This is a genomic window from Pedococcus sp. P2_F6 (assembly GCF_056403675.1).
Window position 1 is genome coordinate 519,026 of sequence record NZ_JBFUEZ010000003.1, and the last position, 24,966, is coordinate 543,991.

A 24,966-nucleotide genomic window follows, 5' to 3' on the forward strand; every position below is an offset into this window, starting at 1 on the left:
TCTCGATGACATACGCTGGTAGCATCGGCTGTATACGTATACTTGGCAATAGGAGGCGTGGTGGCACGAGTAACGGGTCATGACGTCGCCCGCCTGGCAGGCGTATCGCAGCCCACCGTTTCCCGGGCACTTAGGAATCTGCCGGGCACGTCCGCCGAGGTGCGCGAACGAGTCCGGGCCGCGGCAGCGGAACTCGCATACGTCCCCAGCGCCTCAGGTCGAACGCTCGCCACTCGCAAGACGGGACGAATTGCTGTGGTGGCCGAGGAGTTGACTAACCCGTACTACCCCGAACTTGTGGAACCTTTGCGGCAACACCTCAACCTCCGCGGGTACCAGATGGTCCTGATAACGGATCGGCAGGCGGATTCGTGGATGTTGGCCACTCTGTCAGACGGGTCCTATGACGGAGCGCTGCTTTGCACGGTATCTCGTCGCTCCACCCTCAGCAGAGATCTGGACGAGGCGGGTATGCCTCATGTTCTGGTGAATCGCACGATGGATCTACCGAACTCGAGCAGCTGCAGCTTCGACAACTTTGGAGGGAGCCGCGCTCTCGGCCGCTTCATCGGCGATCTCGGTCATCGTCAAGTGGGAGCGATCCAAGGTCCCACTCAGTTCTCCACTGGCCGCCAGCGGAGCCTGGGCATAAGGACTGGCCTGCGGCAGACGGGCGCGCACATCCGGCGTGAGCACGTGCGACGCGTGGACTACACCTATGCGGCCGGTATGACGGCGGCTCTTGACCTGTTGAGCGGGCCGCGACGCCCGACCGCCCTCGTGTGCGGCAACGACGTACTGGCGATCGGAGGCCTCGCGGCTGCCCACCAACTTCGAATACGGGTGCCAGAGAATTTGACCATAGTGGGTTTCGACGACATCAGTATGGCGTCCTGGGGTCTGATTGATCTCACGACCATTCGGTGCGATCTCGGCGCACTCGCGCACGCATCGACGGATCTGCTGCTTGAGACACTCAATGGGGATCCGGCAAGGCATGTGGTCATCCCAACAACGTTGGTACACCGCAGTACCCACGCAAAGCCATCGTGACGATGGCGAGTGGAGAAACTCGTTGACCTGCGAGGCTCTCGCTTCAGCGCCTAGCCAGGTATCGACCTAGAGATTGAATCTGCGGACGCCAAGAAACGTCCCGGGGGGTCTTAGGGTCTGCCTTGGACAGTGCGGTGGTCGCCCCCAGGCTGTTGGTCCCCGACATGTCGGGTGCCGAGTTGGACGAGACCGTTGGGTCGGGCCAGAGGAGAGCCCATCCCGTTCGGAGGCGGGGAATGCCGATAGGCCCTCGAGCGGCGAACGAGCCAGCACTTACGAGCGCTCCTTGTGAGTGTCAGTCGGTCGCGAGCCCCGTCGTCCTGGGCCCGGCGAAGTCGAGGTACCACGGTGCCCGCAATGGGAGACGCCTCGGTCCCCCTTATCGCGATCCTGTGGCCCTCTGCGGCGGAGAGGCAGTCTGTGTCTCCAACCGACCGAGATATCTCAATAATGTGTTGACAATATCTTAGACGTGCCGCAACATGTACTAACGGGACGACGGGCTACGCACCCGCTCCCTCCTCGCCACTCGATCACGTCACTTTGGAGCCTCATGACTGACGAAACCGCCGGCCCCGCAGCTGCTGGTGCCGAGGACTCGTACCTCGTGGCCGCCGACATCGGCGGAACCTTTACGGATGTGCTCCTACTGAGGGATGACGGCGGACTGACTCCTATGAAGGTCCTGTCCACCCCCCCGAACTTCGGGAAGGGGGTTATCTCAGGGGTACTTGATTCGCTCTCGGAAGCGAGCGCGGATCCCAACAATGTGACGGCCGTGCTTCACGCCACAACGGTGGCGACGAACGCCATCCTGGAACGGAGAGGCGGCAAGACCGCTCTCATCACGACGAAGGGCTTCAGAGATGTCCTGGAACTGGGCCGCCTTCGCCGGCCGCTGCTCTACGACCTGTCGTGGCGGAAGCCCACACCTTTGGTGCGACGCCGTGACCGCCACGAGCTTGCTCAACGCATTGACCATGCGGGCCGGGTTCTGACGCCGATCGATTTGGCTGAACTCGGGCAACTGGCCAAGCGAATGCAGGAGGACGGCATCGAAGCCGTGGCTGTGTGCCTTATCAACTCACACGTTCGCCCGGACGAGGAGCGACTCGTGGCCGGCGAGCTGCGGCGCCTGTTGCCTGACGTGTACGTGAGTGCCTCCGTGGACATCTCGCCTGAACAGGGCGAGTTCGAGCGAACGAGCACCGTCGTTGTGAACTCCTATGTCGGCTCTGTCGTTCGCCAGTATGTGAACGACCTCAAGTCGGATCTGATCACGGAAGGGATCAACGCGCCCTTCTCGATCATGCAATCATCGGGAGGACTTCTCGATGCTGCCAGCGTGGTCGAGAGCCCCGTACAGATCATCGAGTCCGGGCCGGCGGCTGGGGTGATCGCCGTACAGAAGTTGGCGCGGATCATGGGCCTCGACAACGTGATCGCATTCGATATGGGTGGAACGACGGCGAAGGCATCGCTGATTGAGAATGGCACCCCGTTCGTCGCGAGTGACTACGAAGTCGGCGCCGGGATGAACATCACTCGCTCCATGGGCAAGGGCGCCGGGTACACAATCCGTGTCCCATCGATCGACATCGCCGAGGTTGGCGCGGGTGGTGGAAGCATCATCAGCGCCGATGCGGCCGGCGTCATGCACGTCGGCCCTGAAAGCGCAGGCTCCTCGCCGGGACCGGCCTGCTACGGGCGAGGCGGGCAACTCCCAACACTGACTGATGCCAACGTCGTGCTCGGCTACATCAACCCCGAAGCCATCGCCGGGGGCCGAGTTGCCATCGATCGCGGCCTAGCAGGTGAGGCTCTGCGACAGGTTGGCGAGGCAATCGACACTGAGGTGGTTGATGTCGCCCGGGGCGCGTACGACATCGCTGTGTCGAACATGACCTCGGCTGTCAAGGCCGTTACCAGCGAGCGCGGACGTGATCCCCGCGAGGCCACTATCGTCGCTTTCGGTGGGGCCGGGCCGCTCTATGCGGCGAGCCTTGCGCGTGAACTGGGTGTGCGACGGGTGTTGGTACCGAGACATACCGGCCTTTTCAGCAGTCTCGGACTGTTGGTGGCAGACACCGAGTACCAGGCTGCTCGCTCTTGGGGTATGAGTTTCTCGAACGCGGCTGACATCGAACGGGCATTTATCGAGCTCGAGGCCGTGGTTCGTGACCGACTCCCGGCAGAGGGCGCCAATACCGACGTCGAGCGATTCTTCGACATGCGGTATCGCGGTCAGAGGTTCGAATTGAGGATCCCCGTTGCCGGCGGCACGATCAGCGCTCGGACGCTTGCGCATTCCGTACGGGCATTCCATGCCGAACATGAGAAGACGTACGGGCGTCGCGGCGGCGACGACCTCGTCGAAGTGGTCAACCTGAGAGTGCGAGGCTTCGTTGAGAACGCCGTCGCCATGGCGAGCGTGCTGTCCTCGGCTCTCGACGAGCCGGATGCAGTACGAACGAGACCGTGTCAGTTCGACCGGGTCTACGAGACGCCAGTAATGCGCCGGGGTCATCTCTCTCGTACCGAAACTTTAGGCCCCTTGATCATCGAGGACATGGACGCCACGACATTGGTCCCTCCAGGCGCCACCGTTGCCCTGGACGAACTGAACAACCTGGTCATCACTTGGGGCGAGGGACAGGAGCCATCAGCATGACGCAGCAGATGATCAAGGACCCGGCTACCTTCGAGGTCTTCCGAAATGCGATCTCGGGTCTCGCGGACGAGCTCGCCATCACCATCCTACGCACAGCGCACTCCCAGATCGTCGCCACGAGCATGGACTTCTCAGCGGCCTTGTGCGACAGCCAAGGTCGCACGCTGGCACAGGCGAACACCTGTCCCGTCCATCTGGGATCCATTCCAGACGCATTGAGTGCTGTCCTGGACGAATTCGGCGACGACATGACAGACGGCGACGTCTTCATCCTGAATGACCCGAGCAAGGGAGGAATGCACCTGCCGGACATCTTCGTGCTGGCCCCAGTGTTCTACGAGAACGCCCTGTTGGGGTACGCCGTCACCGTTGTCAATCACAGCGACGTGGGGGGGTGGTCGCCCGGTTCCATGGCTTCGCAGTCCACGAGCATCTTTGCCGAGGGAATTCAAATTCCCCCCCTGCGCATCGTCGCTGGGGGCATCATGAACGAAGCGCTCTATAGCGTGATCCGTCGCAATGTGCGCGAGCCTGAGCTCTTCACCGGTGACCTTGACGCGCAGCTCTCGGCCTGCCATTCGGGAGCCACCGGCATGCAGGCACTCGCACTGAGGTACGGGCGAACGAAGTTCGACGAGCTGTGCGAGCAGCTGCTCGACTACTCCGAAGCCCTGGTCAGGGACGCGTTGTCACGCGTGACCGATGGTGTTTACGAGTTCAGTGATCAGATCGACGAGGACGGCGTCGGTGGTGGCCCGATCCCACTCAAGGTCCGCATCACTATTGAGGGGACGAGTATCCACTTTGACTACACGGGTTCCTCGCCGCAAGTAGCGTCCGCGCTCAATGCCACGAGCTCATTCACTCGATCCGGCTCCTACGCCGCCCTGCAAGGCGCCCTCGGATCTGACATCCCTGCCAATAGTGGCTTCTATCGACCGTTCATGTTCACCATTCCTGACGGGTCCATCCTTAATGCGAATCGGCCCTCGGCCAGGGGGGCTCGCGGGCTGGTTGCCTATCGCCTGGTCGACCTTGTACTCGGAGCACTGGCGACAGCGATGCCCGATCGGGTGCCGGCAGCCGGCGACGGCGGGCCAGGCTCCGTGGCCTTCGGGGTGACGGAACGCGACGGCTCACAAGTAATCCTCTGGGACTTCTTCATGGGCTCATGGGGAGCAACCCGATCGGGCGACGGCAACGACGGCATCAGTCCTCTCGGGGCCAACATGGCCAACATCCCAGTCGAAGAGCTGGAGCAATCGGGACATGTGCGCGTCAACTCCTACGAGTACGTACCCGACACCGGGGGTGCGGGTACCTATCGTGGGGGACTCGCCGTAGGACGCCAGCTCACGCTCCTCTGCCCTGAGGCCACCATGCAGATCCGGTCCGACCGCAAGTTCTCGTCGCCCTATGGCCTAGAGGGTGGTCAACCCGGGTCTACCTCTGTCAACGTTCTCAACCCGGGCTCGGCTGCGGAACGAATACTGGACACCAAACCGTTCGAACTGATTCCCGGAGGGACTGTGCTCTGGCATGCCACCGCCGGGGGCGGAGGTTTCGGCGATCCCTACGAGCGTGATCCAGGGGCGGTCTTGGAGGACGTGCTGGATGGCAAGGTATCGACGCAGCAAGCGCGCGCTGTCTACGGGGTTGCGATCGACGGCGACGTTGTGAATGAGGACGAAACGCAGCACGTCCGCCGTCAAGCATCGGAAGCAACCATGTGTGCAGGACTTTCTGCTCACTAGACGCATCAAACAGGTTCTAGAATTCGCGGCCGGGACGGGCCGTTGACGTGCTGGAGGCACACCAAATGCGACTTGATGATCCCCCGAAAGAACTGACGGCCGAGCGCACCGTCATCTGTATAGACGATCGCATCGGCCTGAGAGCGGTGATCGCGATCGATGACACCACTCTTGGGCCGGGCTTCGGTGGTGTTCGGATGAAGGAGTATCGGTCTCTCGGCAGCGCGATCGAAGAGGCCCAGCGTTTGGCCGCGGCGATGACACTGAAGAACGCTCTGGCCGGTATCCCATATGGCGGGGGCAAGTCTGTCATCATCTCGAGCAGCGAAGCTGACAATAGGGCCCAACTCATCACGAGATTCGGTGAATTTGTTGCCGACCTCGGCGGGTGCTACGTGCCTGGCGTTGACATGGGAACCAATCCAGCCGACATGCGTGCCATGGCAGCGGTCGGCGCTAGCACTCGGTGTGCCGATGAGGATCCCTCGCCATGGACTGCTCTCGGAGTCTTCGCGGCGATTGAAGGTGCCGCTCGCGTCCACCTAGGAGCGTCGAGTCTGGAGGGCATCAGCGTTCTGGTGCAGGGCGTAGGACATGTGGGAGCCTCCCTGGCGCGCCAGCTGAAGGCCGCGGGCGCACACGTGGACGTCTCCGACGTGGATCCTGCGCGAGCGCAGGATCTTGCGCGGGAGTTGGGCGGCACGGCTGTGACACTTGATGCCGTGATCGACCATGACTGCGACGTCTTCGCACCATGCGCGATAGCACGGGTACTCAACGAGGAGAACATCCCACGTCTGCAGTGCAAGGTCGTTGCCGGTGGCGCCAATGACACTCTCAATGCTGCGAGCGATGCGGAGCTTCTGGCGGAGCGGGGAATCCTGTTCGTCCCAGATTTTGTGGCCAATTCTGGAGGTGTCATTCACGTTCATGCTTTGGCCGAGGGCTGGGACCACCTCACCACGACCGATGCCGTACTTGCTATCGGCCAGCGGGTGGAACGGCTCCTCGAACGGGCAAGACGCAATTCGATCACGCCCGTGAGCGCCGCACATGCGGAAGCGAGAGAACTGCTTGAGCAGGTGCGGCTCTCGAAGCGGCCCATTGGGCACAACGTCTTCGCGCCATGAAGGGTTCCAAGACGCTGGCCACGACATACTACGAGACCGTGGATAACCGAGGCGCCACCGACGTTGCGAGTCTCTTTGCGGAGGACGCCGTGTACAGCCGACCGGGCTATCGGTCACTCGTCGGTCGAGAAAGCATTCTCAACTTTTACCGCCAAGAACGCGTGATCGCTACAGGTGCCCATCGAATCAACAGCATGATCTGCTCCGGAGAGAGGGTCGCCGTACAAGGCGTGTTCACCGGCAACCTCAAGGATGGGACGTCGGTGTCGATCGGGTTCTCTGACTTCTTCGACTTCAGGAATGAGCTCATCGTGGAACGTCGCACCTACTTCGATGTGCCCGCGGTGTAGTGATGTCGACTGGTGGGGGCCGTCGGTAGCGGTCCCCCATTGCGAAAGTTTCTCATGGCCGCATCGACGAAGGAGCCCAACACCGTGACGAACCAGCTGCCAGCCACCGGGCCGTGGTCGGTACTCGACAGCGCGGGCATTTTGCGAACCGACGACCGTGTGCCCACCGGCGAGGCCGCACTGAATCTGCGGGCGGCATACCGCGACATGGTGCTGGCGCGCCGCATCGACACCGAAGCGATCGCGCTACAACGCCAGGGCGAGCTCGGCCTGTGGCCCTCGATGCTCGGTCAGGAGGGCGCACAGGTTGGCGCCGGGTCCGCGCTGAGGCCCCAGGATGTAGTCTTCCCCACCTACCGCGAGCACGCCGTCGCGTGGTGCTTTGGCGTCGATCCGGTGCAACTGCTGGGCTTGTTCCGCGGCACTACGATGGGCGGCTGGGACCCACACGAGCGCAATTTCAACCTTTATTCGCTCGTGATCGGAGCTCAGACCCTACACGCGGTCGGATACGCCATGGGTATGATCCGCGACGGTGACGTGGGCACAGGCGACCCGACCCGTGACCGCGCGGTGCTGGTGTTCCTCGGCGACGGAGCGCTCAGCGAGGGTGAGACCAACGAGTCCTTCGTCTGGGCGGCCGCGCAGAACCTGCCCGTCGTGTTCTTCTGCCAGAACAACCAGTGGGCGATCTCAGCTCCCTTCTCGGTCCAGAGCCGGATACCAGCCGCCGAGCGCTCCCGCGGCTTCGGCTTCCCCGGCGTCCGCGTCGACGGAAATGACGTAATCGCCTGCCACGCCGCCACCCATCAAGCGTTGGCCAACGCACGCGCCGGCAACGGTCCCACCCTGATCGAGGCCGTTACCTACCGCCGCAACCCGCACACTACCTCGGACGACGACCTGCGCTACCGCAGCGGATCGGAGAACGACGAATGGGCGTCTCGCGATCCGATCGATCGCCTCCGCACCCTGCTCACCTCAGGCACGGCCCTGCAGCTCGATGAGTCCTTCATCGACGCCCTCACCCAGGAAGAGGAGCGCCTCGCCGATAGGCTGCGCACCGGATGTCGGGCACTCCCCGTCCCCGCACCCGGCGACCCCTTCGTGAACACCCTCGCCAGCATCCCGCGCGACCTCGCGCGGCAGATGGACGAGCACTTGGCCTTCGTGGCCACCGGAGAAGGGGAGCACGGATGATCACGGCGATGGCCCATGCTCTGAACGCGAGCCTGCGCAATGCGTTGGAGGCGGACGACAAGGTTCTGCTGATCGGCGAGGACATCGGCCAGCTCGGCGGTGTCTTCCGTATCACCGACGGCCTCCAGAAGGACTTCGGCGAGGAGCGTGTCGTGACCTCCCCGTTGGGCGAGGCCGGCATCGTCGGCAGCGCGGTCGGCCTCGCCCTGGCTGGCTACCGGCCCGTGTGCGAGATCCAGTTCGACGGCTTCGTGTTTCCGGCGATGAACCAGATCATCACACAGTTGGCGAAGTACCGTCACCGTTCCGAGGGTCGGGTCTCGCTTCCGGTCGTCATCCGCATCCCGGTGGGTGGCGGTATCGGAGCCATCGAGCACCACAGCGAGTCCCCGGAGGCCTATTTCGCCCACACTCCAGGCCTGCGGGTCCTGTGCCCGTCGAACTCCCATGACGCCTACGACATGCTCGGTCAGGCAATCCGGTCGGAGGATCCCGTGATCTTCCTCGAGCCGAAGCGTTCCTACTGGGCCAAGGCTGAGGTGGATCTCACCGCCGCCTCGTTCGACATGGACAAGGCGCGGATTGTCCGTCCCGGCAGGGACCTCACACTGGTGACCTACGGAGCCCTCGTGCCGATCGCTCTGAAGACCGCCGCCACCTTAGCGGAGGAAGGCCGTGAGATCGAGGTCATCGACCTGCGGTCCTTGTCGCCCATCGACGACGGCACGGTGGTCGAGTCGGTTCGCCGCACCGGACGCCTGGTGATCGCCCACGAGGCTTCGCAGACCGGTGGCATTGGCGGAGAACTGGCAACGCGCATCCAGGCACAGGCGTTCTACGAGCTCGAGGCGCCGATCCTCCGGGTCACCGGATACGACACCCCGTACCCGCCGAGCCGGTTAGAAGAGGACTGGCTGCCGAACGTCGACCGGCTCCTCGAAGCTTGCGACCGGAGCCTCACCTACTGACCCTCCCCGTGCCGCCCCTCGCCTCTCCCTGGAGCACACCGTGACCACGAGCACCGCCACGAAACTGCAGACGTTCCCACTGCCCGATGTCGGGGAAGGCCTCACCGAAGCCGATATCGTCGCCTGGCACGTCGCTGTCGGCGACACAGTTACCGTCAACCAGATCATCGTCGACATCGAGACTGCAAAGTCGGTCGTCGAGCTCCCCTCCCCTTACGCCGGCGAGGTGGTCGAGCTCGTCGCAAGCGTCGGGGAGACCGTGCAAGTGGGATCGGCGATCATTGCGATCCGCACGGCAGGGGGGGCTGCCGCAATTGGACCCGATCCGAAGGTCACTGCCGAGCCCTCGGCCGGACGGGCCACGGACGAGCCGAAGCTGCTGGTCGGGTATGGCACAAAGGACTCGGGCAAAAGCCGGCGTCGCCCCGGCGAACCAGCTGCCTCGCGGGCAAACCCTAGCCCAGCTAGACCTGCCGCACCTGATCGCGTTGCCGCCACGGTTACCGCTGAGTCGCAGCGGTCACAGCCAAGGGCCAAACCTCCGGTGCGCAAGCTCGCCAAGGTCCTCGGGATCGACCTAGCCGCCATCGTTCCTACCGGTGCCGACGGGATCGTCGTTCGAGCTGACGTAATCACCGCCTCCGAAACCGGATCTTCACCAATCCAGGCACCGATCGGAATGGGCGTAGCCGGTTCCGCGGTCACCACGACCGCAGCAGAGACCCGCATCCCGATCAAGGGCGTGCGCAAGCACACTGCGGCGGCCATGGTGGCCTCTGCGTTCACTGCGCCTCACGTGACCGAGTTCGTCACCGTCGACCTGACCAAGACCCTCGAGCTTCGCGAGACGATCCAACGGCGTCGCGAGTTCCGCGATATCAAGCTCACGCCGCTGGCGTTCGTCGCACTCTCCTATCTCCGCGCCCTGGCCAAGGTCCCGATGGCCACGGCGCGTTGGGACGAAGCCGCCCAGGAGATCGTCATCCCGGCCGGCATCAACCTTGGCATCGCGGCGGCGACTCCTCGAGGACTCATGGTGCCTAACATCCGGTCTGCCGACTCGATGGGCCTCTACGAATTGGCTACTGCCATCAACGATCTGGCAGTAGCGGCGCGCGAGGGAAAGACGCCGCCCGAAGCGATGGCCGGCGGAAGCAGTACAGTCACCAACGTCGGGGTGTTCGGCGTCGACACCGGAACACCCATTTTGAACCCCGGCGAGACCACGATCCTAGCTGTCGGAGCTATCCGTCGACGGCCTTGGGTCGTCGAGGACGCCGACGGAGAGAGGATCGAGCCTCGCTCGATCCTCCAACTCGCCCTGTCTTTCGACCACCGCGTGCTCGATGGCGCCGAGGGTTCCCAGGTGCTCGCCGATACGGCAGCAGTCCTCGCCGAGCCTGGGCTGTCTGTGCTGTGATGACCAACCCCACCGCGAGACACTCCACCGATACGACCGGCGCAGGTGAGAAGAACCGTTTTGACGTCGTGGTCATTGGCGCCGGACCCGGCGGCTACGTCGCCGCCATCCGGGCATCCCAGCTTGGCAAGACGGTGGCTGTCATCGAGGAGAAGTACTGGGGTGGCGTCTGCCTCAACGTCGGGTGCATTCCCTCCAAGGCCCTGCTGCGCAACGCCGAACTCGCCCACATTTACCGCCACCAGGCTGCCATGTTCGGCATCGGTGGAGACGTCACCTTCGATTACGGCATCGCCCATCAACGAAGCCGCGACGTCGCCGATGGTCGGGCCAAAGGCGTCCACTTCCTGATGCGCAAGAACGGGATCACCGAAGTGGACGGACGCGCCACGTTCACCGGCCCGCATGAACTCCGGGTGACCAAAGGGGACTCGGAGAGGGAGATCACCTTCGATCAGGCCATCATCGCCACCGGAGCCCGGCCGGCGCTGCCTCCCGGGATCGAGGTCTCGACGAACGTCGTCACCTACGAAACAGTGCTGCTTGACCCGCAACTCCCGCAGACGATGCTCGTCGTCGGCGCTGGCGCTATCGGTATGGAGCTTGCCTACGTCCTGGCCAACTATGGGGTCCAGGTGACCATCGTCGAGTACGCGGACCGGCCGCTGCCTGCCGAGGACGCGGAGGTCTCAAAGGAGATCAGGAGGGCCTACCGCAAGCTCGGCGTCGAGCTGTTGGTCTCGACCCGCGTCATCTCGGTCAACGACGACGACGGCAAGGTCACCGTCGCCTGGGAAGGCCCCGACGGCCCGAACGAGCGGACGGTTGACCGCGTTCTCGTGGCCACCGGATTTCGCCCCAACAGCGACGATCTCGGACTTGAGGCAGCACACGTCGGCGTCGATGACCGTGGCGCCATCACCATCGACGAACGGATGCGGAGCACCCAGCCCCACATCTACGCCATCGGCGACGTCACCATGCAGATGCAGCTGGCCCACGTTGCCGAAGCGATGGGCATTGTCGCGGCCGAGACGATTGCCGACGCTGTCACGATGGAGCTCGGCGACTACCGCATGATGCCCCGCGCCACATTCTGCCAGCCTCAGATCGCCAGCTTTGGACTGACCGAGGAACAGGCACGCGCCGAGAACGGCGAGGTGAAGGTCGTGAAATTCCCCTTCTCGGCCAACGGCAAGGCCCAGGGCGCCGGCGACGCAACCGGATTCGTGAAACTCATCGCCGATCAGGATGGCCTACTTCTCGGTGGGCACGTCGTCGGCCTGGACGCCGCAGAACTGCTCCCGGAGCTGACCCTCGCCCAGAAGTGGGACCTTGGCTCGTTCGAGCTCGCTCGCAACATCCACGTGCACCCCACGCTCGGCGAGTCACTGCAGGAAGCCTTCCACGGAATCGAAGGTCACATGATCAATCTCTGAGTCCGGCCTGCGTCACCTGCACCCAAGAAACATCCAGCCCTCGCCGCCAGCTATCAGGAGGCCAACTATGCCTGCCCGTCGAACCTTTCGCTCAAGTGAGCACGCGGACCTCGTCAAGCTAGTCCGCACCATCGCGACGAACGAGCTCGCCCCTCGCGCCGCCCAGGCCGAAGCCGACGAGGCATTCCCACGCGATGTGTTCCGGATGCTTGGCAAGACCGGGATCCTCGGCCTGCCATACCCCGAAGAGGTCGGCGGCTCCGGCCTCCCATACGAGATCTACGTCCAGGTGCTGGAAGAGATCGGTTCGGTCTGGGCCTCAGTCGGCGTCGGGGTATCCGTGCACGCACTCTCGTGCTTCGGCCTTGTCACGCGTGGCACCGAGGAGCAGCACCAGCGATGGCTGCCCGACATGCTCGGTGGTGACCTACTCGGCGCGTACAGTTTGTCCGAGACGCACGCCGGCTCCGACCCCGCCGCCATGGCAGCTACCGCCCGCCTCGACGGCGACGACTACGTCCTCAACGGTTCGAAGGCCTGGGTAACCCACGGCGGAAAGGCCGACTTCTATGCGGTCATGGCCCGCACCAGCGGAATCCCCGGCGACAGCAGCGGAATCTCCTGCTTCCTCCTGCCGGCCGACACCCCGGGGCTAATCGCAGACGCACCCGAGAAGAAGATGGGTCTCACCGGATCCACCACCTCAGGGCTGCGACTGGAGGGGGTCCGAGTCCCAGTCGAACGTCGCATCGGCGCCGAGGGCGACGGTCTCACGATCGCCTTGGCCGGACTCGACGCCGGGCGCCTCGGCATTGCTGCGGTCGCCACCGGTCTTGCTCAACGAGCACTGGATGCCGCCCTCTCCTATGCCCAGCGGCGATACACCTTCGGGAAGCGGATCATCGACCACCAGGGGCTGAGCTTCATCATCGCCGACATGGAAGCCGGCATCGTCGCGGCGCGCGCGGCTCTTCACGATGCCGCCCGACTCAAGGACGCCGGACTCCCCTACAGCCGCGAAGCATCGATCGCCAAGCTCGTCGCCACCGACACCGCCATGAAGGTCACCACCGACGCGGTCCAGGTTCTCGGGGGCGCGGGCTACACCAAGGAGTTCTCCGTCGAGCGCTACATGCGCGAAGCCAAGGTGATGCAGATCTTCGAAGGCACCAACCAGATTCAGCGCTTGGTCATCGGCCGCCATCTCGACCGCGACAACAGCGGTCCCATCGTCACGATTTGAGAAAGAGGATCACGTGGAGATAAGCGGAACAACCGCCGTCGTCACTGGGGCCGCGTCTGGCCTTGGCGCCGCGACAGCCGCTCACCTTGCGTCCAGGGGGGCTCATGTCGTCGGATTCGATCTCGAGCCTCCCCTCCCCGAGGAGCGCTCCGGTGAAGGCTTCATCTTCGCGACTGTTGATGTGACCGACCCCGAAGCCATCTCGCGGGCACTCGGCGAGGCAACGGCGGACGCCCCACCGCTGCGCATCGTGGTGAACTGCGCCGGAATCGCTCCCTCGGCACGAATCCTGTCCAGCCGAGGGCCGCACGATTTGGAACTGTATGCCAAGGTCGTGCAGGTCAATCTCATTGGCACCTTCAACGTCCTGACACTTGCGGCTGGACGAATCGCCGGCACTGCACCGACCGTTGATGGCCAGCGGGGCGTCATCATCAACACTGCCAGCATCGCCGGGTACGAGGGCCAAATCGGACAAGCAGCCTATGCCTCATCGAAGGCCGGAATCATCGGGCTCACCATCGCCGCCGCCCGCGACCTCGCCCAACGTGGCATTCGGGTCAACACCATCGCGCCCGGTGTGATGGAAACGCCGATGCTCGCAACGGTCTCCGACGAGTACCGCGACGCACTCGCCGCTGGCGTCACCTTCCCCCGTCGGCTGGGCCGCCCTGATGAGTACGCCCACCTCGCCGCCTTCCTCGTCGAACACGACTACATGAACGGTGAAGTCGTCCGCATGGACGGCGCACTGCGGATGGCACCGATGTGACGTACCTGCGTGTTTGTGGTCGCAGCGGACACTATGGACGCCTCGTACGTCGGCTCGGTGCCGAGGTTGTCACCCGGCGTGGTTGCGACCTGTCCGCGGCGGGGAGGAGCAAAATCTCGTTCGCGGTGGCCGACGCCGTCGACACGGCGCTCGTCGGAACCAAGGTCCAAGGGGCTCATCCGGTGTTGTGTGGCGTACGTTGCACCCCGGTGTCAGTGTTCAAGCACCCCCGCTACACGGCCGCGTTGCCGTTGCTATCGGACCGTGCGACAAAGCGCGAGCTGACGCCGCGGGTCGCGAAGGCGTCGAGGACGGCAGACGTAGGCGAGACACACGTGCGGCTCGAGCCCGGCGGGCTGCGCGCACGACTGTTACTGCGCCTGGACCGATTGGCGTTCACATGAGTTGGCCCGGTGACGCGCACCGCGACCAGGGTCAGAGCGGCGCCGACGTACCGCCTCCAACGGTCGGCACCGGCACGATGCGCAGCGCGACCGGTGAATTGTTCGGTCTAATCCACTTCCCGGGAACCGTGGCGCTGGTGATGGTGCTCCCGCCAGTCATCTTGGGGCCGATGGCCTTCGCGATCCGCGATGACTTCGCGTTGACCCAGTCAGATATCGGAACCGCGTTCGCGGCATTCTTCCTCTCCTCCGCGCTCGTCTCGGGTCTAAGTGGTGCAGTAGTGCGGCGATTCGGGGCCACGCCAGTGGTACGTTGCGGCCTGTTTGGCGCTGCCCTGGTGGCTGTTGGTCTGGCCATGAGCCAGTCACGGACTACCGTCTACGCGGCAACTCTGGCTGGCGGGACGTTGAATGGCATCACGGCGGTTGCCATCAGCTTGACGATCATGTCGATGGTGACGCCGCGCCGGAGGGGGCTCGCCTTCGGGTTGCGGACGGCGGGACTGCCGAGTGCAGCCGCGCTCGCAGGACTCGGTGCCTACCTCGTCGCCGGTGACTACCTGGGTTGGCGCCAGGTTCTGTGGGTGATCGCCGGCATCTCCATCGCTGTCGGCCTGTCGATTCGAGGGGCGTCGGTGGTCACTGTCGAGCGCCGAGTCGAAGAGCCCTGGCAGCGACCGACCAGACCGGGCAGCCGAGGGACGCTTTGGCTGTTGGGCCTCGCCGGCCTGCTCGGATCATGCGGTGCAGCCGTAGTGACACCGTTCCTCGTCGAGGGCCTCATCGCGCAAGGGCAGTCGCCGGAGGTCGCGACAAGCGTGCTAGCGCTGGCCGGCTGGTTTGGGATCGTGTCACGCGTCCTCGTCGGTGCGGTTTCCGACCGCATTCCGAATCCGCTGGTGCACTTGCGGTTGTCGGCGGCGCTCCAGGTCGTGCTCGCTGCGAGCATGGTCATGCTCGCACTAGGGCATGGCGCCTCCTTGCTCGTGGGGGCAACGCTGATGGCATTCGGCATCGGGCTCGCCTGGCCAGGTCTGTTGATGTTCGCAACCCTTGCGACGCACCAGTCACTCGCGGCGAGTGCTGCCGGCAAAATGCAGTTCGGCCAGCACTCAGGTGCAGTATTCGGCCCGCTAAGCTTCGGGTTCATCGCGGCGCACTACTCGTTTTCGACTGCCTGGATGATTGCAGCCACGGCTCTGATCGCAGCCTGCATTCTGATCACATTCATTGCTCGTTCACTGCGCGGCATCGCAGTTTGACCCGCGCAGGTTAACGAGCAGCGATAATCGTAGCGACCGGTGTCAACTTGAGTAGGAGCAAACGGCACCCTCTGGATCAAATCTGGGGCTCTGAGGCAGACACGGCACGGCGCGCTTTATGTGTCGCCGCGCCTTGGGCTTCGCGGCGCCAGGGGGCCCAGGCGGCGGCTTGTTCTGATTGCCGGACGTGGGTGGCTGAGGTGTCGGCTCTGCTGGTGGTGATGACGGTGCGGAGCACGTCGATCGGGTGGGCGTGGCGCGGTTGGCCGTGGCTGGTGGGCTGGTCGGGCTCGTGGGCGGTATCGACGTAGAGCCTGTTCGACTGCCGGCCTCTGGTGGCCATCACGTAGAGGGGTTCGCGGAGGGTGGCGGCGGTGATGTGGGCGTGGGCGGTGTCGACGGTGCGGCCTTGGGCGCGGTGGGCGGTGGTGGCGTACCCGAGCTCGACGTGCTCAGCCACGTAGTCCGCCGGGAGCGCCGCGCCGGACCCCCAGTGGCGCGGGTGACGTGCAGGGACCCGTCTGGGCGGATGTCGGTGACGACCCAGCCGTCGCCGTTCTTGACCCACCCGCGCCCGGTGGCCAGGGCGCGGTTGTTGAGCCGGGTGACGACGACGTCGCCGATCCCGACGGTGGTGCCGTCACCGAGGCGCACCCCATCCGCTGCCACCTGACCGGTGGCGACGCGGTGGTTGCGGGCTCGGGTGTTGAGGTCGGTCACGGTTTGGGTGTCGGCGGCGAGCATCAGGGACCGACGGCCCACCTCCGTGTCGGTGCGCCAGGCGTCGAAGAGCAGGTCGAGCAGGTCCTCCCGCGTCCCTGCCTGGACCCGGTCGTGGTGGAGGTAGGTGGCGGCGACGGTGGGGTCGCCTCGGCGCAGCCGGAGGGTGGCGTCGGCTTCCCAGTCGTGGATGAACCGTTTGACCTGGTGGAGGGTGGGGGCGTCGTGGCCGCGGTCGTCGGCGAGGAGCTTGAATGCTCCGCCTGCCTGCACCGGTGACAGCTGCGCCCAATCCCCCACGAGGAGGACCTTCGCTCCCATCTGGTGGGCGTGGGTGGCAATCCGGTGCAGATCTTTGGTTGCGGCCATGGATGCCTCGTCGATGATGACGAGCTGCCCGGGTCGCAGCGCCCACCGGGCGTAGTTGTCCCATGCCGCGCGGGCCTCCTGCTGCAGGGCACGGGTTTGGGGTGAGGGGTAGGCCCGGGCCAACCGCGCGGCGTACGCCTCCACCAAGGCGCGCCGTTCGGGGTTGCGGTCGTGTTCGGCGAGCCATTTCGCGGTGTTCTCCGTGGGCACGCCGACGGCGTCGGCGAGCACCTCCGCCGCGGCCGCGGACGGGGCAAGCCCGACCACCGACCCTGGTCCGTGTCTGGCCTCCCACACCGCCCGGACGGCGGCCATGGTGGTGGACTTCCCGGTCCCGGCCGCCCCGACCAGCACGTCAAGTCGTCGCCCCGAGGTGACCACGTTCGCGACGGCGTCCACCTGCTCGCCGGACAGAGGCTGGTGGCGGCCGGGTGGGGTCCAGCCGGCCACCCGGGCCGCCACCAGCATGGGCACGAGGGGGGCGTCGGTTGCGCGGCCGAGCTCGAGGAGTCGGGCCTCGGCGTCCAAGAGTTCGGCGGTGGCGTAGACCTCGCTGTTGCGGGCCCGGAACTTGCTGGACCCGTCCGCGCGCCGCAACGCGTCCGGGACGGCGCCGGCCTCGGGTGGGGTGAGCATGACGGCGCGGTCGGCGGCATACGTGGCGGTCTTCTCGGCAACGGCGATGCGGTCGGCGGGGGTGGCGAAACGGACCCCGTGCAGCTGCCGCAGGGTCTCGGCGAGCAGGTTCGCACGGGTGAACGTGGCCCGCCTGTCGGCCACCTTGTCCAGCACCAGGGTGGCCGCGTCGCGCAGGGTCGCGTCGTCGATGTCGTGGGCGGTGAGTAGGGGTTGGTTGTTGCGGTCGCCGAGTCCGGCCACCCACGACGCCGGTTCGGTGTCGAGGTGCGGCCCTGCTCGGTGGCGCCATTCCTCGATTAGCTGACCCAACGGTGTCAGGGTCTTGGCGTCGCGGGTTGTCAGGGTGGCCTGCTGCCGCAACCGAAGGATCTCCGACCCGACCGGGGGCCGCCCATGCCCGGCCTGGAAGTCGGCCACCAGACCCTTGGTGGCGTCCTCGATGGCGTTCGTCCGCTGCGAGAACTCGTCGCGTAGCGGTGCGGGGACGCCGTCGACCTCCCACTTCGGCTCCGCCGACCGGCGGCGCTGTTCCGGGGCCCAACCCCAGCCGAGGTCGGCGGTGAGCTCGTCGGCAAGGATCCCGTTGTACAGCGCGGACATGCCCACCGTGGCCCGGAACAGAGCCTTGGAGTCCAGGGTGCGCCACTTACCGTCGGTCACGCCCTGGGCCCGGTTGAGGACGACCACGTGGGTGTGCAGCTGAGGGTCGTGGGCGCGGGAGTCCCAGTGATCGAACGCCACCGCGACCACCCCGCGCACCTCCTCGGACACCACACCCCCGCGCCCTGTGCGGGTCGCGAACACCTGCGACTCCCCGTACGCGACGACCGCCTCCAGCGCCCGCCGGTGCGCGGCATGGATCCGCTGCCGGGTCTCCTGGTCGCCCAGCGCCCACGCCACCGAGATGGACTTGGGCACGGAGAAGGTGAGGTCGAACCCGGCCACCGCCTGGGATGCCCTCCGCCGCCGGCCATGGCAGTCGACGAACGCGATGCGGGACCCGACCGGTGGGCGGCCGAGGGGCTCGCCGGTGACCGGGTCCTGCAGCGTCCCGAGCATCCGCCACAGCTGCTCCTCGGTGACCACCGTTCCCGATTCGACGCCCGCACCGTCGGCGAGACCGTCCAAGCCCGCGCCCAGAAACGTTCCCGGCGGGGTGCCCTCCGCGGCGTAGTACCCCGCCAGACCGGCGGCGGGGCCGGCCTCGTCCATCCGCGCCACCGACGACATCAGGTACCGGTACCCAGCCCCGAGCGTCATCCGCCTGATCGACATCGTCACCCCCGGTAAACGGGGCGGACGGGGCACGCCGGGGCCACGCGGGCCACCTTGGTGCCAACAGTGTGGCGCTGCTGGTTGGTGGGAATGGCACGTAGCGGCCGGGGGGCGGCCATGCCCGGGCCGGTGGGGTGAGGGGTTGGCTTGGGAGGCCGGCGGGGATAAGCCAGTCGAGGGTCGGCGAGGTTGAAGCGGAGGGGGCGGTAAACGCATCGGCTGAGATCTCTGTCCGCATGCTGCGCGGTGCATGAACCGCGCGGCATGCCTTGTCGCTGACTGCGAACATGGTGCCTCGAGCCCCCGTAACCTGAGCGCGCGAGGTCGAGCTTGGCGAACGCATGGCAGCCCCCCGGCGCAACCGGCCTGCATTTCGACGAACGTCAACACCAGTGGCTCGTCGCCTGAGGCCACCCGTCGTCCGGGTCGGCTCCGAACGAAAGACTTGGCACCCGGAACGGCGCACGGGCTCGTGCGCCCCCTTCGTCGCAGCCCCGAAGGCTCCCCCGGCGCCCGGTGCGCCTTGACCCGCGCGACCCGACGACACTGCAATCCCATCGCGCATAGACCAATCTGGCTTCACGCCATGGACCATTGCCGCTCGTACCCGGGGTTACTTCGCCCCTACTGACGACGACCGACGCCTGCAACCGAGATGGCCTCTGTCGCCTGCCGTCCCCCACTGGGACCCGATAGTGACCCGACGAGTGCGTATTCAGAGTAAGCACGTCGCGTGCTTGGACCAGGAGGCCATGGGACCGACCGGAGCATCCAGGACCGGCTTCGTAACGGCCGAGAAGGGCGGGACTGAGCCGAGGGTAGAGGCAGAGGCAGAGGCAGAGGCAGGAAGGGATGGCGATGGAGAAGCTCTTGACGCTGGACGAGGCGGCCGAGGCGCTGGGCACGCCGGTGCGCTTTCCTCGGCGCCTGGTCGCCGAACGCCGGATCCGTTTCGTCAAGGTCGGCAGATATGTGCGCATCCCCGTGAGCGCCCTCGACGACTTCGTCGAGGGCGGGACGGTCGACGTGGTCGTCCGCTCCGTGCGACGGCATGTGTCATGAGTCCGCGGCAGCGACGCGAATTCGGGAACATTCGCAAGCGCGCGTCTGGTCGGTACTCGGCGAGCTGTCTCGGACCGGATGGGCTGAGGACGTTCGCCGGGCACACGTTCAAAACCAAGGCAGATGCCCAAGCGTGGCTCGCCCTCCAGCAGACCCAGATGCTAGCTGGCAGCTGGACGGATCCGGCCCTGGGTCGCCGAAAGCTCGGCGAATACGGCAGCCAATGGATCGCTGAGCACCGGCTCAGCTCGCGGACGCGCGATCTATACGCTGGCCTGTTCCGTCTGCACATCGAGCCATTTCTCGGCCACCTGCCCCTCGACCAAATCACACCCGAAGCGGTGAGATCCTGGCGTGCGAGGCTGAGGGACTCAGGGAGGTCGGAATCCACGGCCGCCAAGGGCTACCGCTTGTTGCGGGCCATCCTCAACACGGCAGTGGACGACGGCAGGATCGCCAGGAACCCCTGCCGCATCAAGGGTGCGGACCAGGAGAACCCGCCCGAGCGACCGGTGGCAACGGTGCCTGAGGTCTTTCTCTTGGCTGACACGATCGGGCCGACCTATCGGGCCTTCGTGCTCACGGCCGCCCTGGCCAGCCTGCGCTGGGGTGAGCTGGTTGCCTTGCGGCGGCGTGACATTGACCTGAATGCCGGTCTGATATTCGTGCGCCGGAGCTTGGTTGAGCGCGGGGGGAGTCTGGAGATCGCCCTGCCAAAGAACAACCGCAACCGAACCGTCGCTCTGCCCGCCGTCCTGGTCGACGAACTCGAGCTGCACCTTCGTCGGGTGGACGCCGACCCGGATGCCTCCGTTTTCACGGGGGAGCGCGGTGGCGTCCCTCGTCGGGGAAACTGGAGGGCGAACGTCCGGTGGAAGGACGCCGTCAAGGCCGCAGGTCTCGCGGAGGGATTTCGCTTCCACGACCTTCGCCACACTGGGAACCACCTAGCTGCCCAAACGGGCGCCTCGACCCGAGAACTCATGCAGCGGATGGGGCACTCGACCGTCCGTGCCGCGATGATCTATCAACACGCGACGGATGCCCGGTCGAGGCACCTCGCTGACCGCCTGGATGAGCTGGTTCGGAGCCAGCGAGAGGCGCCCAAATGAGCCCTCAACCGTTGCCCTGTTGCTCGATAGTTGCTCGCGGGGCTGGACTTGGATCTGGGATCCCTCTCGGGGCACTGCCTCCAACCGGCTGACCTGCGGCGATTCTGTGGAGCCGGTGACGAGAATCGAACTCGCGTGTCCAGCTTGGGAAGCTGGCGCTCTACCATTGAGCTACACCGGCACACGTCCCTCGGGAGCGACGTGAACACCGCCCGCGGGCGGTGCGGCAGGAAGTCTAACCGAACGCGCGCGCGAGACTGACGGCCGGCGGCATACCCCTCGCGTTAGTCTCTCTCCGTGCTGCTCAGCGACCGCGACATCAAGGCCGAGATCGACAACGGACGAGTCGTCCTCGAGCCCTGGGACCCCGACATGGTCCAGCCGTCGAGCGTCGACGTGCGGCTGGACCGCTACTTCCGGTTGTTCGACAACCACAAGTACCCGTTCATCGACCCGGCCGAGGACCAGCCCGACCTCACCCGCCTGGTCGAGGTCGACGCCGGCGAGCCGTTCATCCTGCACCCGGGCGAGTTCGTCCTCGGTTCCATCTACGAGACGGTGACCCTCCCCGACGACGTCGCCGCCCGCGTCGAGGGCAAGTCCAGCCTCGGCCGGCTCGGGTTGCTGACGCACGCGACGGCCGGTTTCGTCGACCCGGGGTTCACCGGTCACGTGACGCTCGAGCTGAGCAACGTGGCCACCCTCCCGATAAAGCTCTGGCCGGGCATGAAGATCGGCCAGCTCTGCTTCTTCCGCCTTTCCAGCCCGGTCGAAAACCCTTATGGCTCAGCAAAGTACGGCTCCCACTACCAGGGCCAGCGCGGCCCCACCGCGAGCCGTTCGTTCAAGAACTTCCACGTCACCGACGTCTGAGACGCACCCTGGGGTATGCCGCGTGCTCGCCGCCGCGGCCTACCTCGCCTTGACGTGTGGTGCGGTCGACGCACCAGAGTTGGACGCATGACCGCTGACCTGAGAATTGCCCTGGGAGCCATGGAGTTCGGCACCCGCATCGACGAAGCCACCTCGTTCGCCCTGCTCGACCAGTTCGTGGACGGCGGTGGGGTGTGGATCGACACGGCCGACTGCTACGCGTTCTGGCTCAGCGACAGCGGCGCCGGCGGCGACAGTGAGGCGCTCATCGGCCGCTGGCTCGTCGCGCGCCCCGGCATGAGGGACCGGGTCAAGATCGCGACCAAGGCGGGCTGCGAACCCGTCGAGGCGGGCGTCTTCCCCGGTCCCACGACAGGCCTGTCCAAGGCGGCGATCGACCGCCAGTTCGAGGCGTCGCTGGGCCGACTCGGCCTCGACAGCGTCGACCTCTTCTTCGCCCACCGCGACGACCGCGAGGTCAGCGTCGAGGAGGTCGCCGAGACCCTGGGCCGGCACGCGGCGGAGGGCCGGATCGGGCGGGTCGGGCTGTCGAACTGGCCGGTCTGGCGGGCCGAACGGGCTCGCGCCCACGCCGAGAGCCAGGGGCTGCCAGGCGCTGACACCCTGCAGCTGCGTTACTCCTACCTCCAGCCGCGCCCGATGGTCCGCAACCGCATCCACGACCACCGGATGGGGTGGATCACCGACGAGACGATCGACTACCTCGAGGCCAACCCGCAGTGGGAGGCCTGGGCCTACAGCCCGTTGATGCAGGGCTCCTACGACCGTGACGACCGCGAGCCGGAGGAGGCGTTCGACCACCTCGGCAGCGACCGTCGCAAGGCGGCCCTGGCTGAGGTGGCTGGTGACCTCGGGGTGTCCCGCAGCGCCGTGGTGCTCGCGTGGATGGTCGGCGGCGACCCCGCCATCCGCCCGATCGTCGCCACCAGCCGCGCCACCCAGCTCGCCGAGGCACTCGACGGGGCGCGCCTGACGCTGACCGACGACCAACGCGCGGTCCTCGACGACGCCTGGTGAGCTCGGCAACCAGGCGAGGGGGGCCCGAAATCCGGAGCGCGGTCGGCTACGAAATACTGCGACCGTCCCATCCGTGAGGAGAACCCGTGCGCGCCCCCCGACTGCTCTGGCCCATCGAGGTCGACCAGCCGCGCGCCGTCGTGCTCGTCCTGCACGGCGGCAAGTCGCGCAGCCGCCGCCCTGTCCGCCCGTGGCAGGGAGCCGTGCTGCGGATGGCGCCGTTCGCGCGTGCCGTCGGTGAGGCCGGCGACGGAGCCATCGCGGTGGCCTCGATCCGCTATGCAGTGCGCGGCTGGAACGGAGACCAGGCCAGTCCGCTCGCGGACACCCGCCTCGCCCTCGAACAGATCGTCGCGAAGTACCCCGGTGTACCGATCGGCCTGCTGGGTCACTCGATGGGTGGCCGCGTCGCCCTGCACCTGGCTGACGACGAGCGCGTCACCGCGATCGTCGCCCTGGCTCCGTGGGTCGAAGCCAAGGACCGTGCCCGCTGGCACAGGGGGCTGCACGTGTTGTTCATGCACGGGACCCTCGACCGGATGACCTCGCCCCGAGCGTCGCGCGCGCTGGCGACGGCGATGGGAGCGTTGGGCGCCGACGTCACCTACGAGGCGGTCGAGGGCGAGAGCCACGCCATGCTGCGCCAGGCCACCCGCTGGCACAGCGAGTCCGCGGCCTTCCTCGCCACCCACCTGTTGGCCCGCGGCGCCCTTGCGGAGAACCAGCCCTGTCCGAGCGGCCCCGCCGAGGCCTAGCGATGCTCCGGCGTCGACACGGCATACCGCTCCACGATGCGCTCGGCGGTGGCGAGCTCGGGGGAGAGGTCACGGTCCTCGATGCCCGCGGGCAGGCTCTCGCACCGCGCGAACGCCTCGCCCAGCTCGCCCACCGGCGCCACGCCGCGCATCCGCAGCGCCCGCACTGTGCACACGAGCTCCACTGCGAGCATCCGTCGGTAGGCAGCAGTCGCGTCGCCCAGCCGCAGAGCCGCCTGTCCCGCGAAGCTCGCGTCGTCCTCGATGCCGGCGGACACCCCGGCGGTCTGCACGCTCGACGGCGTCGATGCCACTCCGCGAATCGTCGACAACGCCGACGCCGCAACGTATTCCGCGATCAGCACCCCTGAGGACCCCATCGTGGAGTCGGACAGGAACAGCGGCAGCCCGCTGTCGGAGTCGGTGAGCGTGTGGCTGATCCGCGACTGCACTGCCTGCGCCGAGCGCGTCAGCGCCAGCAAGGTCGTGTCCACCGCCAGCACCAGGTATGCCGCGTGGAAGCCGCCGTGGTGCGTCACCTCGGCGACGTCCCCCGCACCAGTGAAGAGGGGGTTCTCGGAGGCGGTGTTGGCGGCCGTCTCCACGACTGCCTTGAGGTCCAGGATCGTGTCCAGGACTGGCCCATGCACCTGAGGCCAGGTGCGCAGGCCGAAGAAGTCCTGGAGGTGAGCCGGCTCCCCGGGCTGGTCGGCCAACAGCTCGCGAAGCACGCGGATGACCTCGCGCGCCCCCCGGAACGGGGTTGCCGCTGCGGCCGTCTCGCTGATGGCCTCAGGATTTCCCTGTAGGGCAACGAAACTCAGCGCGCACACCGTGTCTGCTGCGCGCGCCAAGGCGTGAAGGGACGCGGCGTGCAGGCCCGTCTCGGCGATGGCGAACGCATTGGACGACATCAGCGGCAGGGCATCTGCGGAGGTGAGCTCCAGGTCGGCGCGGTGCCCGCCGCCGGCGCGCTCGCGCTCACCGATGAGGGCGAGGCCCACCTCGGCGAGGGCGGTGAGGTCCCCCGTGCCGAGCGAGCCGTAGCGGTGCACCACTGGCAGGTCCGCTGCTGGCGCGCCCACGAGATCGGCCAGCGCCTGCGCCAGCGCGGGGTTGGCGCCGGAACCGCCCGCGAGCAGCTGGTTGGCTCGCACTGCCAACGCCGCCCGGACCGCCGACGACGGCATCTCCTCCCCCCAGCCAGCCGCGTGCGAGCGCAGCAGCCGCAGCCCGTGGTCGACCTTGGAGTCGGTGCTCTCGTCGCGAGCGGCACCGACCCCGGTGGTGCGCCCGTAGACCGACCGACGTGAACTGACTTCTGCCGCATGGCGGTGCGAGCGCTCTGCCGTCTCCATGGCCGCCGGTTCGATCGACGCGGGGGCACCCTGGGCGGCGCGCACCAGCGCGTCGAGATCGAGGCTGTGGCCGTCGAGGTGCACGGGTTGCGTCACGCC

The 24,966-nt window shown here is 66.4% G+C and carries 19 protein-coding genes, 1 tRNA gene and 1 pseudogene; 18 read left to right on the top strand and 3 right to left on the bottom strand.

The annotated features are described in order from the left end of the window. Window positions 1-60: 60 nt before the first annotated feature. From AC1DWP_RS10465 to AC1DWP_RS10520, 12 genes are all read left to right on the top strand, one after another. On the top strand, window positions 61-1,053 hold the full coding sequence (locus tag AC1DWP_RS10465) for a LacI family DNA-binding transcriptional regulator (protein WP_477614398.1): 993 nt from the start codon (window positions 61-63) through the stop codon (window positions 1,051-1,053). Between the two features lie 553 nt (window positions 1,054-1,606). Beyond that, window positions 1,607-3,724: a hydantoinase/oxoprolinase family protein gene (locus AC1DWP_RS10470; protein ID WP_477614399.1), complete on the top strand. Its 2,118-nt coding sequence runs from the start codon at window positions 1,607-1,609 to the stop codon at window positions 3,722-3,724. Then, window positions 3,721-5,478: a hydantoinase B/oxoprolinase family protein gene (locus tag AC1DWP_RS10475; protein ID WP_477614400.1), complete on the top strand. Its 1,758-nt coding sequence runs from the start codon at window positions 3,721-3,723 to the stop codon at window positions 5,476-5,478. The genes AC1DWP_RS10470 and AC1DWP_RS10475 overlap by 4 nt, the downstream gene beginning before the upstream one ends. 65 nt (window positions 5,479-5,543) lie before the next feature. After that, a complete protein-coding gene (locus tag AC1DWP_RS10480; protein WP_477614401.1) occupies window positions 5,544-6,608 on the top strand; it encodes a Leu/Phe/Val dehydrogenase in 1,065 nt (354 codons plus the stop codon). Beyond that, window positions 6,605-6,958, top strand: coding sequence for a nuclear transport factor 2 family protein (locus tag AC1DWP_RS10485; RefSeq protein WP_477614402.1), 354 nt, complete (start codon window positions 6,605-6,607; stop codon window positions 6,956-6,958). Before AC1DWP_RS10480 ends, AC1DWP_RS10485 begins: the two co-directional genes overlap by 4 nt. 84 nt (window positions 6,959-7,042) lie before the next feature. Then, complete coding sequence (locus AC1DWP_RS10490; protein WP_477614403.1) at window positions 7,043-8,158, top strand: thiamine pyrophosphate-dependent enzyme; 1,116 nt, start codon at window positions 7,043-7,045, stop codon at window positions 8,156-8,158. A gap of 8 nt (window positions 8,159-8,166) precedes the next feature. After that, complete coding sequence (locus AC1DWP_RS10495) at window positions 8,167-9,126, top strand: alpha-ketoacid dehydrogenase subunit beta (protein ID WP_477614404.1); 960 nt, start codon at window positions 8,167-8,169, stop codon at window positions 9,124-9,126. Between the two features lie 40 nt (window positions 9,127-9,166). Then, the gene (locus AC1DWP_RS10500) at window positions 9,167-10,546 is read left to right on the top strand and encodes a dihydrolipoamide acetyltransferase family protein (RefSeq protein ID WP_477614405.1); all 1,380 of its coding nucleotides are present in this window, start codon (window positions 9,167-9,169) and stop codon (window positions 10,544-10,546) included. Continuing rightward, window positions 10,546-11,985 carry a dihydrolipoyl dehydrogenase gene (gene lpdA / locus AC1DWP_RS10505; RefSeq protein ID WP_477614406.1) on the top strand — a complete coding sequence of 480 codons (1,440 nt, stop codon included), beginning with the start codon at window positions 10,546-10,548 and terminating at the stop codon, window positions 11,983-11,985. The genes AC1DWP_RS10500 and lpdA overlap by 1 nt, the downstream gene beginning before the upstream one ends. Before the next feature lie 67 nt (window positions 11,986-12,052). After that, complete coding sequence (locus AC1DWP_RS10510; protein ID WP_477614407.1) at window positions 12,053-13,228, top strand: acyl-CoA dehydrogenase family protein; 1,176 nt, start codon at window positions 12,053-12,055, stop codon at window positions 13,226-13,228. A gap of 13 nt (window positions 13,229-13,241) precedes the next feature. Further along, window positions 13,242-14,000 carry an SDR family NAD(P)-dependent oxidoreductase gene (locus tag AC1DWP_RS10515; protein WP_477614408.1) on the top strand — a complete coding sequence of 253 codons (759 nt, stop codon included), beginning with the start codon at window positions 13,242-13,244 and terminating at the stop codon, window positions 13,998-14,000. Window positions 14,001-14,400: 400 nt separating this feature from the next. Beyond that, window positions 14,401-15,666 (top strand): MFS transporter, encoded by a 1,266-nt coding sequence (locus tag AC1DWP_RS10520; protein WP_477614409.1) that lies wholly within the window; start codon window positions 14,401-14,403, stop codon window positions 15,664-15,666. Between the two features lie 342 nt (window positions 15,667-16,008). Here the strand turns inward: AC1DWP_RS10520 and mobF are convergent, their stop codons facing one another. Further along, a complete protein-coding gene (gene mobF, locus AC1DWP_RS10525; protein WP_477614410.1) occupies window positions 16,009-18,654 on the bottom strand; it encodes a MobF family relaxase in 2,646 nt (881 codons plus the stop codon). Between the two features lie 873 nt (window positions 18,655-19,527). Here mobF and AC1DWP_RS10530 point away from each other — a divergent pair. From AC1DWP_RS10530 to AC1DWP_RS10540, 3 genes and pseudogenes are all read left to right on the top strand, one after another. Further along, a complete protein-coding gene (locus AC1DWP_RS10530) occupies window positions 19,528-19,731 on the top strand; it encodes an excisionase family DNA-binding protein (protein WP_477614411.1) in 204 nt (67 codons plus the stop codon). Next, window positions 19,728-19,880 (top strand): annotated as a pseudogene (locus AC1DWP_RS10535) (site-specific integrase); the annotation flags it as partial. The gene AC1DWP_RS10530 and the pseudogene AC1DWP_RS10535, both read left to right, overlap by 4 nt. 9 nt (window positions 19,881-19,889) lie before the next feature. Continuing rightward, window positions 19,890-20,843 (top strand): tyrosine-type recombinase/integrase, encoded by a 954-nt coding sequence (locus tag AC1DWP_RS10540; RefSeq protein ID WP_477614621.1) that lies wholly within the window; start codon window positions 19,890-19,892, stop codon window positions 20,841-20,843. 107 nt (window positions 20,844-20,950) lie between these two features. Here the strand turns inward: AC1DWP_RS10540 and AC1DWP_RS10545 are convergent. After that, a tRNA-Gly gene (locus AC1DWP_RS10545) sits at window positions 20,951-21,024 on the bottom strand. Window positions 21,025-21,140: 116 nt separating this feature from the next. On the opposite strand from AC1DWP_RS10545, the gene dcd reads away from it, so the two are divergent. The 3 genes from dcd (at window position 21,141) to AC1DWP_RS10560 (ending at window position 23,509) form a co-directional block, all read left to right on the top strand. Further along, a complete protein-coding gene (dcd, locus tag AC1DWP_RS10550) occupies window positions 21,141-21,716 on the top strand; it encodes a dCTP deaminase (RefSeq protein ID WP_477614412.1) in 576 nt (191 codons plus the stop codon). Between the two features lie 87 nt (window positions 21,717-21,803). Further along, on the top strand, window positions 21,804-22,754 hold the full coding sequence (locus tag AC1DWP_RS10555; RefSeq protein WP_477614413.1) for an aldo/keto reductase: 951 nt from the start codon (window positions 21,804-21,806) through the stop codon (window positions 22,752-22,754). A gap of 86 nt (window positions 22,755-22,840) precedes the next feature. After that, window positions 22,841-23,509: an alpha/beta hydrolase gene (locus AC1DWP_RS10560; protein WP_477614414.1), complete on the top strand. Its 669-nt coding sequence runs from the start codon at window positions 22,841-22,843 to the stop codon at window positions 23,507-23,509. Here AC1DWP_RS10560 and AC1DWP_RS10565 read toward each other — a convergent pair. Continuing rightward, window positions 23,506-24,963, bottom strand: coding sequence for an aromatic amino acid ammonia-lyase (locus tag AC1DWP_RS10565; RefSeq protein ID WP_477614415.1), 1,458 nt, complete (start codon window positions 24,961-24,963; stop codon window positions 23,506-23,508). The genes AC1DWP_RS10560 and AC1DWP_RS10565 overlap by 4 nt on opposite strands. Window positions 24,964-24,966 lie beyond the last annotated feature (3 nt).